The 14,387-nt window shown below is 58.6% G+C and carries 17 protein-coding genes; all 17 read right to left on the bottom strand.

Translation table 11 applies throughout. The annotated features are described in order from the left end of the window. Positions 1-2 precede the first annotated feature (2 nt). The 17 genes from fliR to fliE all read right to left on the bottom strand — a co-directional run bounded on the left by fliR (position 3) and on the right by fliE (position 14,212). The gene (fliR, locus tag KEHDKFFH_RS01950; protein WP_104320353.1) at positions 3-788 is read right to left on the bottom strand and encodes a flagellar biosynthetic protein FliR; all 786 of its coding nucleotides are present in this window, start codon (positions 786-788) and stop codon (positions 3-5) included. Positions 789-791: 3 nt separating this feature from the next. After that, positions 792-1,061 carry a flagellar biosynthesis protein FliQ gene (gene fliQ / locus KEHDKFFH_RS01945; RefSeq protein WP_104320352.1) on the bottom strand — a complete coding sequence of 90 codons (270 nt, stop codon included), beginning with the start codon at positions 1,059-1,061 and terminating at the stop codon, positions 792-794. Positions 1,062-1,069: 8 nt separating this feature from the next. Beyond that, a complete protein-coding gene (gene fliP / locus KEHDKFFH_RS01940; protein WP_104320351.1) occupies positions 1,070-1,846 on the bottom strand; it encodes a flagellar type III secretion system pore protein FliP in 777 nt (258 codons plus the stop codon). A 4-nt stretch (positions 1,847-1,850) separates the two neighbouring features. Then, positions 1,851-2,300 carry a flagellar biosynthetic protein FliO gene (gene fliO / locus KEHDKFFH_RS01935; protein ID WP_104320350.1) on the bottom strand — a complete coding sequence of 150 codons (450 nt, stop codon included), beginning with the start codon at positions 2,298-2,300 and terminating at the stop codon, positions 1,851-1,853. Position 2,301: 1 nt separating this feature from the next. Beyond that, a complete protein-coding gene (fliN, locus tag KEHDKFFH_RS01930) occupies positions 2,302-2,793 on the bottom strand; it encodes a flagellar motor switch protein FliN (protein WP_104320349.1) in 492 nt (163 codons plus the stop codon). After that, complete coding sequence (gene fliM, locus KEHDKFFH_RS01925; RefSeq protein ID WP_088827741.1) at positions 2,786-3,784, bottom strand: flagellar motor switch protein FliM; 999 nt, start codon at positions 3,782-3,784, stop codon at positions 2,786-2,788. The genes fliN and fliM overlap by 8 nt, the downstream gene beginning before the upstream one ends. Positions 3,785-3,820: 36 nt before the next feature. Next, positions 3,821-4,330: a flagellar basal body-associated FliL family protein gene (locus KEHDKFFH_RS01920; protein WP_104320348.1), complete on the bottom strand. Its 510-nt coding sequence runs from the start codon at positions 4,328-4,330 to the stop codon at positions 3,821-3,823. Between the two features lie 165 nt (positions 4,331-4,495). Beyond that, positions 4,496-5,671: a flagellar hook-length control protein FliK gene (locus KEHDKFFH_RS01915; RefSeq protein WP_104320347.1), complete on the bottom strand. Its 1,176-nt coding sequence runs from the start codon at positions 5,669-5,671 to the stop codon at positions 4,496-4,498. A gap of 153 nt (positions 5,672-5,824) precedes the next feature. Next, positions 5,825-6,172, bottom strand: coding sequence for an Hpt domain-containing protein (locus KEHDKFFH_RS01910; RefSeq protein WP_104320346.1), 348 nt, complete (start codon positions 6,170-6,172; stop codon positions 5,825-5,827). Then, positions 6,165-7,922: a PP2C family protein-serine/threonine phosphatase gene (locus KEHDKFFH_RS01905; RefSeq protein WP_104320345.1), complete on the bottom strand. Its 1,758-nt coding sequence runs from the start codon at positions 7,920-7,922 to the stop codon at positions 6,165-6,167. Before KEHDKFFH_RS01905 ends, KEHDKFFH_RS01910 begins: the two co-directional genes overlap by 8 nt. A gap of 24 nt (positions 7,923-7,946) precedes the next feature. Then, the gene (locus KEHDKFFH_RS01900) at positions 7,947-8,252 is read right to left on the bottom strand and encodes an STAS domain-containing protein (RefSeq protein WP_104320344.1); all 306 of its coding nucleotides are present in this window, start codon (positions 8,250-8,252) and stop codon (positions 7,947-7,949) included. Between the two features lie 122 nt (positions 8,253-8,374). Further along, positions 8,375-8,818, bottom strand: a complete 444-nt coding sequence (gene fliJ / locus KEHDKFFH_RS01895; protein WP_104320343.1) for a flagellar export protein FliJ — start codon at positions 8,816-8,818, stop codon at positions 8,375-8,377. Further along, positions 8,818-10,215, bottom strand: a complete 1,398-nt coding sequence (gene fliI, locus KEHDKFFH_RS01890) for a flagellar protein export ATPase FliI (RefSeq protein WP_104320342.1) — start codon at positions 10,213-10,215, stop codon at positions 8,818-8,820. Before fliI ends, fliJ begins: the two co-directional genes overlap by 1 nt. Then, complete coding sequence (locus KEHDKFFH_RS01885; protein ID WP_104320341.1) at positions 10,196-11,089, bottom strand: flagellar assembly protein FliH; 894 nt, start codon at positions 11,087-11,089, stop codon at positions 10,196-10,198. Before KEHDKFFH_RS01885 ends, fliI begins: the two co-directional genes overlap by 20 nt. Next, a complete protein-coding gene (gene fliG, locus KEHDKFFH_RS01880) occupies positions 11,089-12,132 on the bottom strand; it encodes a flagellar motor switch protein FliG (protein ID WP_104320340.1) in 1,044 nt (347 codons plus the stop codon). The genes KEHDKFFH_RS01885 and fliG overlap by 1 nt, the downstream gene beginning before the upstream one ends. Next, a complete protein-coding gene (gene fliF / locus KEHDKFFH_RS01875) occupies positions 12,125-13,828 on the bottom strand; it encodes a flagellar basal-body MS-ring/collar protein FliF (RefSeq protein ID WP_104320339.1) in 1,704 nt (567 codons plus the stop codon). The genes fliG and fliF overlap by 8 nt, the downstream gene beginning before the upstream one ends. A gap of 15 nt (positions 13,829-13,843) precedes the next feature. After that, positions 13,844-14,212, bottom strand: coding sequence for a flagellar hook-basal body complex protein FliE (gene fliE, locus KEHDKFFH_RS01870; RefSeq protein WP_008173058.1), 369 nt, complete (start codon positions 14,210-14,212; stop codon positions 13,844-13,846). Positions 14,213-14,387 lie beyond the last annotated feature (175 nt).

Raw genomic sequence — 14,387 nt, 5'->3', positions numbered from 1 at the left:
CTTTACGGCTGCCCCTGCAGTCCCCGCATGAAATCAAAGGTCTCTCGGGTGTACTGATCGAAGTGCGGCAGAAAATTGGCGTGCAGCACCCATATGGCAAACAATCCAAAAATCAGGCCAATCGGGAAACCCAAGGCGAATATGTTCATCTGGGGTGCGGCACGGGTCATAACGCCAAAGGAGATGTTGACGATCAGCACGGCCGTAACTGCGGGCAACGCCAGGAGCATGGCGGAGGCGAACATCCAGCTGATCCGGTGAGCCAGTTCCCAGACGCCGGTCTGTCCCAGGCCTTCCATGCCGATGGGCAGGGTGCGGAAGCTTTCGATAAAGACTTCGAAGGCAACGAGGTGTCCGTTCATGGCCAGGAACAGCAGGGTGATGGTGATCGTGTAGATCTGGGACAGTACGGGCACGTTAACGCCGTTCGCCGGGTCAACCATGGAGGCGAAGCCCAGCCCCATCTGCATGGCGATCATCTGACCGGCAATCACGAACAATTGCCAGAGCGCCGTAAGCGCGAAGCCCATGCCCACGCCAATGAGAATCTGCTGCAGCGTGATCACTACCGCATCAGCGCTCAGCGCTTCTACCTGAGGCACGGGCGGAATCATGGGTGCGATGAGAATGGTCATCAACAGAGCCAGCCCCAGGCGTATCCGTGCTGGCACCAGTTGAGTACCGAATATGGGGATCACCATCAGGAAGCTGGCCAGCCGGAACAGAGGCCAGAGATGCTGGCCGACCCACTGGCCGATAACGTCTGCGCTGATCTCCGCCGGTATCATCCGTCAGCCGATCAGGTAAGGGATATTGGCGAACAGCCGGTTGGCATGGTCCAGCAGTTGCGTCAGCATCCAGGGCCCCCAGACGATGATAACGATCAGCGTGACCAACAGGCGCGGCAGGAAGCTCAGGGTCTGCTCGTTGATCTGCGTTGCTGCCTGAAAGGTACTGACCACCAGGCCGATAACCAGACCGGGGCCGATGATGATTGAAGCAAGGAGGACAATCATCCAGAGGGCTTCGCGCAGGATGTCGATAACGGTTTCCGGAGTCATGACGCCTCCTATATTCCGTAACTGGCAGCCAGGGTGCCCATGATCAGGGCCCAGCCGTCCACCAGTACAAAGAGCATGATCTTGAACGGCAGGGAGATAATGATTGGCGACAGCATCATCATACCCATGGCCATAAGAACACTGGCCACCACCATGTCGATAATCAGGAACGGGATGAACAGGATAAACCCGATCTGGAACGCGGTTTTGAGCTCACTGGTCACAAATGCCGGCATCAGTATCCAGAAAGACACGTCTTGCGGGGTCTCGTATTGTGTGTCCGAGATTCGCATGAACAGCGCCAGATCACTCTCGCGGGTCTGTTCCAGCATGAACTTCCGGAACGGCTGGCTGGCAAGCTCAACCGCCTCAAGGGAGGTCACCTCTTCCTGCATATAGGGCTGTAATGCGACCCGATTGGCCTCTTCCAGCACCGGTTTCATGATGAAAATGCTGAGAAACAGGGCCAACCCGAGAAGTATCTGATTCGACGGTGTGGACTGCAGGCCTATGGCCTGACGCAGGATGGCAAATACCACGATGATGCGGGTGAACGAAGTCATCATCATGAGCATGGCTGGCAGGAAGGTGAGCGCTGTCATCAGCGCCAGGATCTGCAGGGTTACCGAGTATTCCTGAGCGCCCTCGCCTTCCCCGGGCGTTACGGTAAAGGCCGGTATACCAGGGATACCGGAAGGTTCCTGAGCCAGAGCCAGAGGCGCCCAGAAAAAGCCTGCCAATACGATCAGGGAAGGAAGAACTCGCTTGATGGTTGCGGCAAGCATGGGGCTAGTCGTTCCTTGTCGGGGAGGTCCAGGATTTGCCGATCATGCCCTGAAGGCGACGGGCAAAATCACCGGAACCGGCGCTGCCGGCCTCAACAACCGGCTCGTCAAACACATGCAGGGTCCGGATCGCCGATGGCGTAATCCCCAACAGAATCTGCTGGCCGCCCACCTCAATCAAGGCGATACGCTCCCGGGCGCCGATGGCCATCACCGACACCACCTTGATGGCGTTGTTGTTCATGCCGGTCATGCCGTTCATCCGCCGGATGATCCAGGCGCAGCCATAGATCACGGCAACGACTGCCACCAGACCCAGCCCCAGGCTGACAATGGTACCGAGGGTGTCCGGGGCTCGCACCGGGGAATCAGGCGCGACCGTCTTGGCCGTTTCCTGGGCGACGACCGGATTGATCACAAGCAGCGCCAGTGCCGCAGTCAGTCTGGACCACATATTACTTCTGCAACCGCTTGATGCGTTCGCCCGGGCTGATCACGTCGGTGAGACGGATGCCGAACTTCTCGTTCACCATGACCACCTCGCCGTGAGCAATCAGCGTTCCGTTGACCAACACATCCAGAGGCTCCCCCGCCAGCCGGTCGAGCTCGATTACCGAGCCCTGGTTGAGCTGCAGCAGGTTCCGTATCGGGATCTGGGTGTTGCCTACTTCCATTGAAATAGTGACCGGTATGTCGAGGATAACGTCGATATCCGGAGCCGGGCCGCCACCCTGGGCGGGTTCGCTTCCGGTATCGAATTCCTCCATGGGGGCAGTCTGAACGTCGTCCTCAGCCTCATCGGTCTCGCCGGCCTCTGCCATCGCAGCGGCCCACTCGTCCTCGCGTTCGCCCTCATCACCGGACTCTTCCATGGCGGCTTCCCACTCGGCAGCCAGCTTTTCGTCTTCGCTGAGTTCCTGCTCGTCTTTCTTGTCGTCGTCAGCCATTGCGTCCCACCTTCAGTTGTTTCTTTACCTTGGGCACTGATGCCCGTTCATGAATTCGCAGTGCCAGTTTTCCGTCACGGGTTCCCAGCGTAGCCTTGTAGATCGGGATTCCGTTGGCAGTAACCGTCAGATACTCGGGAACCTCCACCGGGATGATGTCGCCGGCTTTCATCTTGGCAATGTCCCGCAACGATATGCGACGGCGACAAACCGTGGTGTTGATCGGTACGTTAACCTCTTTGATGTCTTCCTGAAGCGCGTTCACCCAGCGCTCATCAACATCGTCGATATCACTTTGCACCCCGGCATCGAGCACGTCGCGAATGGGCTCGATCATGGAATAGGGCAAGGCAAAATGCAGTTCACCGCCGCCGCCGTCGAGTTCAATGTGGAAGGTGCTGACCACGACCACTTCACTGGGGCTGACAATGTTGGCCATGGCCGGGTTGACCTCCGAGCTCAGGTACTCGAAATCCACCTTGAGGACCGCATGCCAGGCTTCCTTCATGTCATGGAACACCTGATCCAGAACCATCTGCACGATGCGGGTCTCGGTCGGGGTGAACTCGCGACCCTCGATCTTGGCGTGTCGCCCTTCCCCACCGAAGAAATTGTCCACCAGTTTGAAGACCAGCTTGGCATCCAGCACGAACAGAGAAGTGCCGCGCAACGGGCGGACTTTGCACAGGTTGAGACTGGTGGGCACGTACAGGGTGTGGATGTACTCGCCGAACTTCATGATCTGCACGCCGCCGGTAGAGACATCGGCATTGCGACGCATCAGATTGAAGAGGCTGATCCGGGTGTAGCGGGCGAACCGCTCGTTGATCATTTCCAGGGTCGGCATCCGGCCCCGGACGATGCGATCCTGGCTGGCAAGGTCGTAGGACTTTATGCCGGTATCGTCAGTCTCTTCATAGGTATCAATGTCACCGTCATCCACCCCATGGAGGAGGGCATCGATTTCATCCTGTGACAACAAGTCCTGCATACGTAGTCCTGCCCCTGAAGTACCGTGGCCCGTGCGCTATTGCACGACAAAATTTCTGAATAACACCCGTTTGATGGCGGGCTCGCCTTCCTGCTCCAGCACCTGATTTACCGTTGTCAGCATCCGCTCGGCAAGGCTGCCCCGCCCCTCGGGCGTCTGCAATTCATTGAAATTGCTGCTCCCAAGAACCGTTACCAACTGGCTTCGAATCAAGGGCATATGCAACTTGGCAGCTTCCAGTGCCTGCTGATCTGTGGACTCAAGCGCCAGATAAACCTGGGCATACCGCTGGCGACCTTCCGCCTGAACGGTGGTTACCACCGCCTTGTCCATCAGGTGGTAGCTGCTGGGTACAAATCGTTCCTCTGCGGTTTCGGCCATCTCGCCTTCGCCATCCCCCAGGCCCGGCAAACCGTCACCCAGGAACCACAGGGTACCCACCACAGACAACACAATGGCCAGGATTACCACCACCACCAGCATGATGATCAGCTTCAGTTTCCCTTTCTTGGCGGGAGCCGCTTCAGATTCGTTATTTTCAGCCATAGTCTTCGATTTGCCAGAAATCCGTCAGACGGAGGGTTTTTCCGTGACTTTTCAGGATTGGATGCAAAGGGCGGGCCAGAACACCCAACCTTCCCGTTCAGAACAGCAGTTTAGCGTTGCCGGAAAGGATGGGCAAAAGAGATTAGAGGAGAATATCGACAGGCGTCAGGCGAAGATGTCAACTTCGCCTTTCCAGCTTAGGTCAAGGCTGCCGGAGCTGACATTTTCATCGTCCTGATCGGCAACGAGCAGCGACGTCGAATCCGCGCCGGAGCCATCACCGTTTCCGGCTCCCTGTTCACCGGCCTGCTGCCGTGGCGAATCGGAAACGTCGAAGCCGGCCAGTGAAAGCCCCTGCTCACCGAGCATATCCCGGAGCCGGTGAGAGTGGAGTTCCAGCTGATCCCGGACCACCGGATTCGCAGAATGGACAGTAATGCTTGCCTGCTCGTTCTGCACCCGAACCTTGACCTCCATGGGGCCCATGTCCGGCGGGGTCAGGTGGATCTCTGCAACCGACATGTTGCGGGCGGTCAGCCAGCTGAGCTTGCCCACCAGCTTGTCACCCCATTCAGCATGACCAACCGGCACATCGATGGAGGTGGCATAACCTCGAAGAGGCGCAGCGTTCTCAGCCGCCAGTTTAGCCGCTCCATTAGTGCCACTGGCCACCTGCTGGGAGACGAGATCCATGGCCGATTGGAAACGGCCAGAGCTGAGAAGAGAGCCGGAATCGGGGTTTCGACCAGTATCGGTGAGTACCGAAGCCTTCATGGCGTCCGTTAATGTGGCATCGCCGGTGACGACGCCAGCAGAGGCCTGCCCGCTCTGCCCGGGTGCGGACGAGAGAATGCCATTGAATATACCGCCCACGGCAGCAGCCTGGCCAGGCCCACCAGCCGAAGCACTGGCGCCGGTTCCAGTGCCGGCTGCCGAGAAGGTCGCCTCACCGGAACGACCGGCTTGCGGGCTCAGCCACGACTGTAACTCGGCAAACGTCAGTGGCAGTGCGGTGGGCTCTGCCCCGGATTCATCACTGGCAACGACCGGCTCACCGGATTCCCGAGGCTCGGTCCCGGAGGCTGCATCGGGCTTCTCACCAGACTTTGCCCTGGCGTCGGCATCGGGCGCATTGTCCCGGGCGGAACGGGATTCATCAGCAGACTTTGCCTCGGCGTTGCGATCCGCTTTCTGGCGGTCCAGCCGCTTCTGCTCCGCCTGGGAGACAGATTCAAAATCGTTTTTTCTTTCAGCCGGATCCCGGCTGTTTCCGGATTTGGACGGGCCGGGATCTTTCTGTGTCCCGGGCGCGGGGGTTTGGGGGAGAACCATCTGGGCCATGGCAACCTCTTGCCGCTTTTATCGCATTGTCGCCCTCACCTTGCCGGACCTGGCCGGTGTTTGGGCAGTTAATACACTCACTGCGAAAGACAAAGCAATTGTGATGCCAGAGCACGCTGGCCCTGCCTGGCCAAAGGCCTGAGTTGGCGAAAACTATCGAACCAGCAATCCGTCCAGGCGCTCAATCACCTGCTCGAATTCCCGGTCAATTTCATTCAGCAGATCCGGCGCGTCTTCCAGCCGGGACTCCTTTCCGGCCATCTCGGCTTTAAGACAGATCTCGCCAAGTCTGGGAGCGCCGATATTGATGCAACTGCCCTTGAAACTGTGGGCTGTCTTCGCAAAGGCATCACTGTCCTCAGCCTTCAGGGCTTCCCGCAGAGCCAGGATTCTGTCCCGGGAATCTGCCAGATAGGTCTGTATCAGCACTTCGAACTCATCCTCCATGACGTCTCGAAGCTCAGCCAGTGCCTCCTCGTCCAGGTGTGGTTTATCAGTCATCTCGATTCTCCGCTGTACGGGCGAACTGCCAATCATAAACAATTTCAACATGATTGCCCTGTTCATGAAACCTGATGGTCTCAGCCAGGCGTTTCAACAGCAGCAGGCCCCGCCCTGCATACCGCCCACTCATCGCCGGGGAGACACCGGAGGCCACACTGGGATGATTCCGGAAATCAAACCCCTGGCCACTGTCCTCGCAAACTACACGAAGCCGGCCGCCATCCGGTTTCAGGGAATGATGCAGTGTAAACCGGATGTAGTGCCCCTCCACGTTAGCCAGCCGCCGATTGCGCTCGGCATAATAGCGGCCAAAGCCCTCCGGAGAGTGTTTCCATTCAGACGGCAATTCCAGAACACCATGTTCCAGCGCGTTGTTGTAGAGTTCCGCCAGCAAGGTATAAATTTCTCCACTTTTGCGGCGAAGACCCGGCACTTCCATGCAGATGTGAAGCAACAGAGGCAGGGGACTGAACTCGCCAAGCGTCCTTTCACGGATTTCATAGGTGCAGCGCCATTCGGCCGGCCCGGCAAGTGCTGACGGTGCGGCACGATCTGGCAGAGTAGAAAGTCCGGCTTCGTCCATCATTTCCAGACAGCATAGCGTCAGATCGTCGCCATCTTCAAAGGTACCGGTAAACCGGTGAACCGCAGACATCATGGCGTCAAATGGGTGGTCGCCTGCAGCCAGCCGATCAAGCGTTCCAGTGACTCCCTGTTCGCCAAAGACGTTGCCGGCGCTGTCGGAAAATTCCAGAAAACCATCAGTCATCATCAGCACCCGATCACCCGGGGCAGCACCAACTCTCTCGAAATCGGCATTGAACTGATCGGGCGAGAGAATACCGAGTGGCAAATGCCGCGATGGCAGCGCCAGATGCTCTCCTGAGGGTCGGATCAGCCAGCCATCGGGCAAACCGCCGTTCCATATCTGCGCCTGGTTAAGTTTGAAGTCCGCCTCGATCATGGCGCCACAACAGAACATCCCGGTAGGCAGAATCCGTTTGAGTTTCTGATTGATCTCGCGCAACACATCCTGGCCGTTAAAGCCCTTGTTGGCCATGCCGTAAAAGATTTCGGCAACTGGCATGGCGCCAATGGCCGCCGGCAGACCGTGGCCGGTGAAATCCCCCATGAAGATCAGCATCCCGCCTGCAGGGCGTGGCGAGGCGAACAGCACATCGCCATTGAAAATGGACTGGGGCGAGGCGTGATAACGGATATTGGCGGCGTCCAGGCAACCGGAGTGAGCGACGTTGTCGAATACCCGCTTGGCGATTTCCTGCTCTTCGGTCAACTGTCGATTCCGCTCCCGGATCAGATCCCGCTGATCCGAGAGGGTCTGGTGCATCAGCCGCATCCGGTTGAACGCCTTGATCTTGGCTTCGATGATAATCCGGTTGTAGGGCTTGCCCAGAAAGTCATCACCACCCGCCTCCAGGCAACGGGCCAGCGCGCCAGCTTCAGAAAGGGAGGTCAGGAAGATCAGTGGGACCAGCCGCTCGCCGGCCAGGAATTTGATCTGACGGGCGGCTTCCATACCGTCCATGATCGGCATGAGGGCATCGAGCAGAACCAGATCCGGCGACTCCTGCTGGAATACCGAGACTGCATCCAGTCCGTTGGCAACGTCCAGAACCTCGTGCCCGAGGCGCTTCAGGAGTGTTTTGAGGATCAGGCGGTCGCTGTCCGAATCGTCAGCGATGAGTATTCTCAGAGAGCTGTTGTGTTCTGCAACGGAATCATCCATGACTACTCCGGCAGTCCGCGAGCATCAGCGGATGTTGAACAATTGCTCGAAATTGGAGATGGAAAGAATGCGGCGTACATCGTTATTGCAGTTTTCGATCACAATGCGGGCGCTGTCACCCCCGGCGTAATCCCTGAGCAACAACAACATACCAAGGGCCGAGCTGTCCAGATAGGTGGTGTCCGACAGGTCCACAATGTAGTAGCGGATATCCGGATCACCATGCTCGTAGGCATCCCGGAATGCCTGATGGGTGCTGAAATCAAACCGCCCCTCGATTCTGATAACCAGGGTCTGACCGTCATCATCGCGGCGCGTCTGAATCGGCATTCCTCAACCTCCCAAGGTATCTAGAGCAGCATTCAACCGGCGTTTTTCACCAGTCCTTCTTCGGGTAAGGATAGCTGAGTGGCCTGATTTTGCACCCGTATTTGCTTGATGCGTAGCAAGATTCAGCGTCGACGGCGGTTAAAGGCCCGCCCGGCGGCCTCGTCCGAGAGCTTTTGTTCGCGAAGATCCTGCTCTTTCTGTTCCTGTTGCCGGCAGGTTTCGATGTACTTTTCCATGCCGCGCCGCCGCTCCCAGGCCTGCTGCCATTCCTGTTTACGCGCCTCAAAGACCTTCTCTGCCTGGTCCAGCTGTTTCTGCTGCTGCCGGATCACCTGATCCAGTTGCGCGATAAAGGCTTGCCAGGCCTGGAGGCGGGAAACCTGCACCACGCCCTGCTGACTGTTACGGATCTGATCGCGGTACTCCTGCTGGTAACGGTTCAGGTTCTGCACCTGTTCGCGCTGCTGTTCAGCCAGCTTTCGGGCTTCGCCCATTCGTTCCAGAGCTTCCTGTTCCTTGCGTTCTTCAAGGGAAAGAACCACTTCCAGCCGCCGGGATCGCAGCATCAGGCGTCACCGCCGCCGGGGCCGGCTGCCGGATTCGGAACCGCCGACTTGCGCCGCTCGGGGGACCGACGTTCCGGCACCACTGCCAGCAATTGCTCGACACTGTCTTTCAGCGGAGCGCTCTCATTGAGCCCCTGCTGTAAAAACTGGCGCATATTGCCGATGTGGGTGATGGCAAAATCGGTCTCGGGATCGGAGCCCTTGACGTAGGCACCCACGGAAATCAGGTCCCGGGCCTGCTGATAGCGGGAATACACCTGTTTGAACCGCTGGGCACGGGCGAAATGTTCGGTTTCGGTGACCTGAGGCATGACCCGGCTTATCGAGGCTTCCACATCAATAGCCGGATAATGCCCCTCTTCGGCGAGCCGACGGGACAGTACGATGTGGCCGTCCAGAATCGCCCTGGCAGCATCGGCGATCGGGTCCTGCTGGTCGTCACCCTCGGTAAGCACGGTGTAGAAGGCGGTAATCGAGCCACCACCGGGGCGGCCGTTGCCGGTTCGCTCCACCAACTGGGGCAGCTTGGCAAACACCGAAGGCGGATAACCTTTGGTGGCCGGCGGCTCACCCACGGCAAGAGCGATCTCCCGCTGGGCCTGGGCATAGCGGGTCAGGGAATCCATGAGCAGCAGCACCCGCTTGCCCTGATCCCGGTAATACTCGGCAATTCGGGTGGTCAGCATGGCGGCACGCAGCCGCATCAGAGGCGAGTCATCAGCGGGCGCGGCCACCACTACCGAGCGGGAAAGCCCCTCCTCGCCCAGAATGTCTTCGATAAATTCCTTAACCTCGCGACCCCGTTCACCAATCAGGCCCACCACGGTGATGTCGGCATCGGTGAAGCGGGTCATCATGCCCAGCAGCATACTCTTGCCCACGCCACTGCCGGCAAACAGACCGAGACGCTGGCCCTGGCCGACGGTCATCAACGCGTTAATCGCCCGGATACCCACGTCCATGGACTGTCGCACCGGCGCACGATTCAGCGGGTTGATGATATCGCCGGTGAGCGCAACGCGGGCTTCGGCCTGCAGGGGCCCTTTTCCATCCAGGGGCTCGCCACTGCCATCCACTACCCGACCAAGCAACTGCGGCCCCACCGGAACACGACTGGCGGCGGACAGAGGCACTACCCTGGCACCGGGCTTGAGCCCTTCAATCGCTGTCAGGGGCATCAGATACACCCTGTCGTCCTCGAAACCCACCACCTCCGCTTCAACGTTGCCGGTGTTCTGGCCAAAGATCACGCAGCGGTCACCGACGACCATGGGGCAACCGACACATTCCAGTGTCAGGCCGACCATACGGGTCAGTCGGCCCGAGAGCTCAGGTTCAGGTTCGTTGCCCAGAAAGCCCTGGAAGCGGTTGAGGCGATCAGCGAGATTCGAGGTCATCACCGTCACCTTCATCCTGCGCCGGCTTCGGGTCGTCTGCGGAGCCCCCGGACTCGTGAGAATCCAGTACCTCTCGATGGAAACCGGTCAGGTCTTCCATCATGGAATCAAGCTCCTCGGTCTCTCCGCCCTCACTGTCGTTCATCTGCTGGTCCAGCATGCTCTGAACGGCCCGCTGGAAGCGTTTTTCGACGGTGAAATCCACCAGGCTGTGGCGGGTTTCCACCTTGCAGCCACCGGGCAGAATACTGGCATCTTCAATGACGGAAGCGGACGCTTCCAGCCGGGCAGTCACCTCGCGGACCATCTCGCAATCTTCGGGATTGATGTGGATGCGGATGTTCTCCGCGGTGGAGGGCAGAGCTTCCATCGCTCGGCGAACCACATGGCGGATCTGGGAGGAGTCGATGGTCAGCTCGCGGTAGACCACCGCCCGCGCCAGAACCGTGGTCAGGTTGACCAGCGAGGTTTCAAGCTCGTCCTCGTGCCGCCTGATTGGTAGCAGCAGTTCACCCAGCAAGTGTTCGAGACGGTCGAGTTTGGTGTCAATTTCCTTGCGGGTGTCGTCGTAGCCCTGGGTTTTGCCCTGCTCCCTGCCCTCTGCAAGGCCTGTTTCCAGGCCTTCCCGGTGCCCTTCTTCCTTGCCGGCTTTCAGACCGTCCTCGTAACCCTGATCACGCCCCTCTTTGTAACCGTCTTCACGGGCTGCCTGACGGATCTCGTCAATGTCGGCTGCCGTCAGGGGCTTGACCTCCCGCTCCTCCTCCCGGGGCACTTCGTTGCCACGGGCATCCAGCAGGGGCAACTCCCAGCGCTCGTAGGCGGTCAGCTGCTCCTTGGGAATCCGGTTGACGTCTCGGGTGGAATCTTTCATTACATCATTTCTTCGCCGGCACCGCCGAGGGAGATTTCACCGGCCTCGGCCATCCGGCGGGCGATAGTAATAATATCTTTCTGGGCCGATTCAACTTCGCTGACCTTGACTGGCCCCTTGGCCTCAAGATCATCCTGCAGCAACTCTGCTGCACGCTTGGACATGTTCTTGAAGATCTTGTTCTGAACCTCTTCGTCGGCGCCTTTGAGTGCCACCACCAGTACTTCCGAGGACACTTCCCGCAACAGTGCCTGAATACCGCGATCGTCCACTTCCTTGAGGTTATCGAACACGAACATCAGATCCTCAATGGTGCTGGCAAGGTCCGGATCCATGTCCTTGATCGAATCCATCAGATTGCCTTCAATGCTGCGATCCATGAAGTTCATGATATCCGCTGCCCGTTTGACACCACCAATCCGGCTGGTCTGGGAGGCGGCGCCGCCGGAGAACTGCTTTTCAAGAATATCGTTCAGTTCCTGCAGCGCCTGGGGCTGGATACTCTCCAGCGATGCCACCCGCATCATGACGTCAAGGCGCACTTTTTCATCCAGAGTGCCGAGAATTTCAGCCGCCTGATCCGGATCAAGATAGGAGATAACAATGGCCTGAATCTGCGGGTGTTCGTAACGAATGATGTCACCCACAGCCCGGGGTTCCATCCACTTGAGGGTATCCAGGCCGGTGGTGTTGCCGCCGATCAGGATACGGTCGATCAGGCTGGATGCCTTATCGTCGCCCAGGGCCTGAGTCAGCATCGTCCGGATATAGTCGTCATTGCCCACGCCCAGACCGGTCTGGCCACCCACGGCATCAACAAACTGGTTCATCACATAAGTGACTTCATCCTTGCTGACATCCTTCATCTGGGCCATGGCCACACCCACACGCTGGACCTCTTTGGGCCCCATGTGCTTGAGAATTTCAGCCGCATCCGCCTCGCCCAGTGACATCAGCAGAATAGCAGCCTGCTCCACGCGCGGAATTTTCCGCTGTGGCTTCTTCGGCTCATTGCCACCCTGTTGATTGGCTTGTTCAGTCATCGACATTCACCCACTGGCGCATTACCTGTGCGACCCGCGCCGGGTCTTCGGCAATCAGACCTTTCAATGCGTTCAGCTGCCTATCATAACCGTCTGTGGCACCCGGCAAAAGCAGATCATCCTGGGAGGACATGGCCTTGCGCAATTCATCGCCGCCCTCGATATCGTCAAGGCCACCGTAACCGCCGCCGCTACCGGAATCCAGACCGCGCTCGCTCTGGCCACCGCCGGACAGGCTCTTCAGTGTGGGACGCAACAGCCCGAGTACCAGCACCAGAATGACCAGGCCTGCCAGCACCTGCTTCATCAGGTCCCAGAACCAGGGCTGTTCCCAGAAGGAAGGAGCCTCATATTCAACGGTTTCTTCCGGCGCAAACGCGGTGTTCATTACCGTAACACTGTCACCCCGGGCGGCAGAATAACCCACCGCGTCGCGCACCAGCATGCTGAGGCGTTGCAGCTCCTGCTCCGGCCAGGGCTCATAGCTGACCTCGCCGGTTTGGGGATTCACCACTTTCATATCATCCACGGCCAGAGCTACCGTTACCCGTTTGACTCTGCCCAGCTCCTGACGCCGATAGCTGACCGTGCGATCCATTTCGTAGTTCCGCGTGGATTCCCGACGCACATTTACCGGCGCGGGAGCGGCTCCTTCGCCATCGCCACCGGCAGCCTGCTCGGGCACCGTCGCATCGGCCGGGGGCTGGTTCGCCAATGCTCCGGGAATACCGCCCTGGGCACCGGCCGAACGCTGCTCAGTGAGCTCGCGCTCGCTGCGCACCGCCTGCTGCTCGGGGTTAAACAATTCCTCTGCCTGTTCGACCGAGGAGAAGTCCAGATCCGCCGAAACTTCAGCCCGATAACGGCCATCACCCACAATCGGTCCGATCAGGGAAGCCACCCGACGGGTCAGGCGCTCCTCGACTCTCGACGTGTACTCATACTGGTCCGCCATCTGGTCGGCATTGGTCTGACTTTCCTTGCCGGTCAGCAAATTGCCGTTCTGGTCAACAACGGTTACATGTTCCTTGCTCATCATGGGAACGCTGCCGGCAACCAGATTTACAATGGCATTGATCTGTTCCTGTTCCGGCCGGCGGCCAGCAAAGACTTCAAGAAATACCGAGGCAGACGGATCGCGGGCATCGCGGACAAAAACGGAGCGCTCCGGTATTGCCAGGTGCACCCGGGCATTCCGGACACCGCGCATGCTGGCGACGGTGCGGGCAAGCTCACCCTCGAGCCCGCGGCGGTAAGAGATGGTTTCCATGAACTGGGACGTGCCAAGACCGCGTTCCTGGTCCAGCAACTCGTAGCCCATGGTTTGGCGATCCGTGACGCCCTCTGCCGCCAGCTTCAGCCGTGCGTTGTAGACCTGATCCGAAGGAACCAGTAAGGCGCCGGTGCGCGGATCCATCTTGTAGTCGATGCCGTTGCTTTCCAGGATGGTGGTCACATCTTGGGGGTTGTAGGAGGAGAGATCACCCACCACAGGCTGATAGTTCGGCTCCTGGGCCCAGAGTACAACTGCCAGGCCCAGCGCTACGCTTGCGGCAAGCCCCACCATCAGGCCGATCTGGCGCAACAGGTTGAGCCGGTTGAACCCCATGAACAGGTCGCTGCGGCTCTCTGGCGCGTCGCCCTCCCGGGCTGTCGGCATGTTGGAAGCGTTGGTTTCTGCAGGTACGCTGGCCATGACTCTGCTCCGTTATCAGATCGGCATGTTCATAATGTCTTCGTAGGCCCGAACCACCCGGTTACGTACCTGGGTCAGTGCTTCGAAGGAGACAGAGGATTTCTGGGCGGCAATCATCACGCGAGTGATGTCCACGTTCGGATCGCCCATATCGTATGCGGTTCTCAGATCACCCGCGGTTTTCTGGAGGTCGTTCACGTTGTTCACAGCATTGCTCAGCATGTCATTAAAGCTGGGCGTCTCCTGAGTTTCCTGAACCTGACGGGGACCGTCTATACGGCCACGAACCGATTGATCCTGTTCGACCCGCTGGTTCTGCATCATCTGGGAACGCAGGGACCGGATATCGGACAAAACACTGTTAATGTCGGCACGTTGAACCATAACTCTCTCCTGGCTCCGCCCTCCCCGGGACGGCATTGCTCTTGGGGTGCTGTTAGTCCGGATTAAGCAATTGGCAGGCCAAGTAGTTTTTAATATTAAATATCATACAGTTAGGAAATTTCTTCCTGATCCAGAAGAAATCACTGACGGACTTTTGACGAGATATAAAAAAACG

It is taken from the genome of Marinobacter maroccanus (assembly GCF_002933275.1).
GTDB lineage: Bacteria > Pseudomonadota > Gammaproteobacteria > Pseudomonadales > Oleiphilaceae > Marinobacter > Marinobacter maroccanus.
Note: the sequence above shows the minus strand (reverse complement) of the source record. Positions and strands in the feature narration are given on the sequence as shown.

Bases quoted from the DNA above. Each gene is read 5' to 3' on its own strand.
- KEHDKFFH_RS01885 (WP_104320341.1), bottom strand. From the start codon at position 11,089: ATGAAAGATTCCACCCGAGACGTCAACCGGATTCCCAAGGAGCAGCTG.
- fliP (WP_104320351.1), bottom strand. From the start codon at position 1,846: ATGCTTGCCGCAACCATCAAGCGAGTTCTTCCTTCCCTGATCGTATTG.
- fliN (WP_104320349.1), bottom strand. From the start codon at position 2,793: ATGGCTGACGACGACAAGAAAGACGAGCAGGAACTCAGCGAAGACGAA.
- fliR (WP_104320353.1), bottom strand. From the start codon at position 788: ATGATACCGGCGGAGATCAGCGCAGACGTTATCGGCCAGTGGGTCGGC.
- fliE (WP_008173058.1), bottom strand. From the start codon at position 14,212: ATGGTTCAACGTGCCGACATTAACAGTGTTTTGTCCGATATCCGGTCC.
- fliO (WP_104320350.1), bottom strand. From the start codon at position 2,300: ATGTGGTCCAGACTGACTGCGGCACTGGCGCTGCTTGTGATCAATCCG.
- fliF (WP_104320339.1), bottom strand. From the start codon at position 13,828: ATGGCCAGCGTACCTGCAGAAACCAACGCTTCCAACATGCCGACAGCC.
- fliQ (WP_104320352.1), bottom strand. From the start codon at position 1,061: ATGACTCCGGAAACCGTTATCGACATCCTGCGCGAAGCCCTCTGGATG.
- fliJ (WP_104320343.1), bottom strand. From the start codon at position 8,818: ATGCTGCGATCCCGGCGGCTGGAAGTGGTTCTTTCCCTTGAAGAACGC.
- KEHDKFFH_RS01910 (WP_104320346.1), bottom strand. From the start codon at position 6,172: ATGACTGATAAACCACACCTGGACGAGGAGGCACTGGCTGAGCTTCGA.
- KEHDKFFH_RS01900 (WP_104320344.1), bottom strand. From the start codon at position 8,252: ATGCCGATTCAGACGCGCCGCGATGATGACGGTCAGACCCTGGTTATC.
- KEHDKFFH_RS01920 (WP_104320348.1), bottom strand. From the start codon at position 4,330: ATGGCTGAAAATAACGAATCTGAAGCGGCTCCCGCCAAGAAAGGGAAA.
- KEHDKFFH_RS01915 (WP_104320347.1), bottom strand. From the start codon at position 5,671: ATGGCCCAGATGGTTCTCCCCCAAACCCCCGCGCCCGGGACACAGAAA.
- fliI (WP_104320342.1), bottom strand. From the start codon at position 10,215: ATGACCTCGAATCTCGCTGATCGCCTCAACCGCTTCCAGGGCTTTCTG.
- fliG (WP_104320340.1), bottom strand. From the start codon at position 12,132: ATGACTGAACAAGCCAATCAACAGGGTGGCAATGAGCCGAAGAAGCCA.
- fliM (WP_088827741.1), bottom strand. From the start codon at position 3,784: ATGCAGGACTTGTTGTCACAGGATGAAATCGATGCCCTCCTCCATGGG.
- KEHDKFFH_RS01905 (WP_104320345.1), bottom strand. From the start codon at position 7,922: ATGGATGATTCCGTTGCAGAACACAACAGCTCTCTGAGAATACTCATC.